Origin of the sequence: Salinibaculum salinum, from assembly GCF_037645885.1 — an archaeon.
Classification (GTDB): domain Archaea; phylum Halobacteriota; class Halobacteria; order Halobacteriales; family Haloarculaceae; genus Salinibaculum; species Salinibaculum salinum.
Genome location: NZ_JBBENW010000045.1, coordinates 1 through 1,596, shown reverse-complemented (window position 1 = coordinate 1,596; position 1,596 = coordinate 1). Strand labels below are relative to the sequence as shown.

Here is a 1,596-nt window from a genome sequence, read left to right as displayed (position 1 = left end):
CTGTCTCTTACCCACAAGTACAAGCCGCGGAGTTGACAAGCTGAGACTGGAAGATGGAACGCTGTTCACGGGGTTGGCGGCCAGAAGTTGATAAAGATGGACAGCTGCGTGACATGGATGTCTCGGGGTGGATTCGGACAGAGTTTCGCTCAGCCGAATTCGGAGATAAGCGGCTTACCGATCGACTGGTCCAACTTGGGGATGAACTCGGCAGCTCGCCTGCCGAGTCCATCCCTGGTGCCTGCGAGGATTGGGCATCCACAAAGGCTACATACCGATTTTGCGATAATGAGAGTGTGGAGTCGAACGAGATTCTCTCTGCTCACAAGCAGGAACAACGCTCACGGCTATCTGAATCGGAGCAACTGTTGATTGTCTCCGATACAACGTACCTTACTTTTCCTCGCCATCCCTCGAAGGATGATCTTGGTGATATCAGTTCCAGCGATATTGACGTTGAAGGCGTCAAGTTACACACGAGTATCGGCTTAGATCCTGACACGCATCAGATGACCGGGGTCATCGATCAGCAGGTGCTGATCGAGGACCAGCAGGCCGATACACTCCACGAGACAAATGGCAAAGGGGAGCCGATTCAACTCGAAAGTGACCAAGAGAAGTGGATTCGAGGAGACAGGCAAGCCAGAGACTGGCTTGCCAGCGATGTCAATTCACTGTTCGTTCATGACCGAGGAGCAGATTCATTCGCGTTCTACGAAGAAGTTACCAAAGAGATAGAGAACGCTGGCTTCATCGTTCGAGCGAATCAAAACCGGCGGATCTGGACGGATACCGGCGAACCTGGGAAACTCTTTGACTGGAGCAGCGACCTTGCCGAGCAAGGTCGCAAAACAATCGAGATACAGCAGGGTGGTGGACGGAAAGCACGGACGGCAGAGCTGTCGATTGCGACAGGAACGTGTGAATTGCGTGCGCCACGAAATAATCCTGATCAAGACGGTTCTATTGAGGTGAATGTCGTGAGAGTCGACGAGGTTGGTGAAACTGACGACCCGATTCAGTGGGTGTTGCTCACCACTGAATCGGTCACGGAGTTTGACGAAACACTCACACTAATCGACTATTACGGCCTTCGCTGGCGGATTGAAGATTGGCACAAAGTGCTCAAGAGCGGCTGTAAAATCGAAGAACGGCAGCTGCAAAGTTGGGAGCGGATGGAGGTTTTGCTGAGTGTCTATTCAGTAATTGCATGGAAAGTACTGGAGTTACGAGAGCTTGCTCGTGGCAATAGTGCACCATCTCCTGAGATCTTGTTAACCGAGGCAGAGCGCACAATTCTGGAAACGAAATTTCCAGAATTGAGCGGTCAGAACGGGAAAGCGTATGCTGTAAGCGTGGCAAAACTTGGCGGATATCTTGACCGAGGATCAGATCCGCCACCAGGATGGCAGGCGATGTGGAAAGGGCTTCAGAAGCTACGCATGTGGGCTGAAGGATACGAACTCGGTGCTGAATGAGCGCGCTCTCGCGGCTCATTCAGCGGAAAGCGGCGGTAGTCACCAGTTCTCTCAATTTTGTCAAACAACCTCACCGAGATCACTTTGGTTTTCGCTAGATAATGACCGAGATCTGATT

1 protein-coding gene is annotated in these 1,596 nt (G+C 51.9%); it reads left to right on the top strand.

Features of this window, described 5'->3' with window-relative positions; genetic code table 11:
• Nucleotides 1-53: 53 nt before the first annotated feature.
• Nucleotides 54-1,478 (top strand): IS4 family transposase, encoded by a 1,425-nt coding sequence (locus WDJ60_RS18750; protein WP_340102313.1) that lies wholly within the window; start codon nucleotides 54-56, stop codon nucleotides 1,476-1,478.
• Nucleotides 1,479-1,596 lie beyond the last annotated feature (118 nt).

What these genes read in the sequence shown, in the direction of transcription:
- WDJ60_RS18750 (WP_340102313.1), top strand. Translation starts at nt 54, where the DNA reads ATGGAACGCTGTTCACGGGGTTGGCGGCCAGAAGTTGATAAAGATGGA.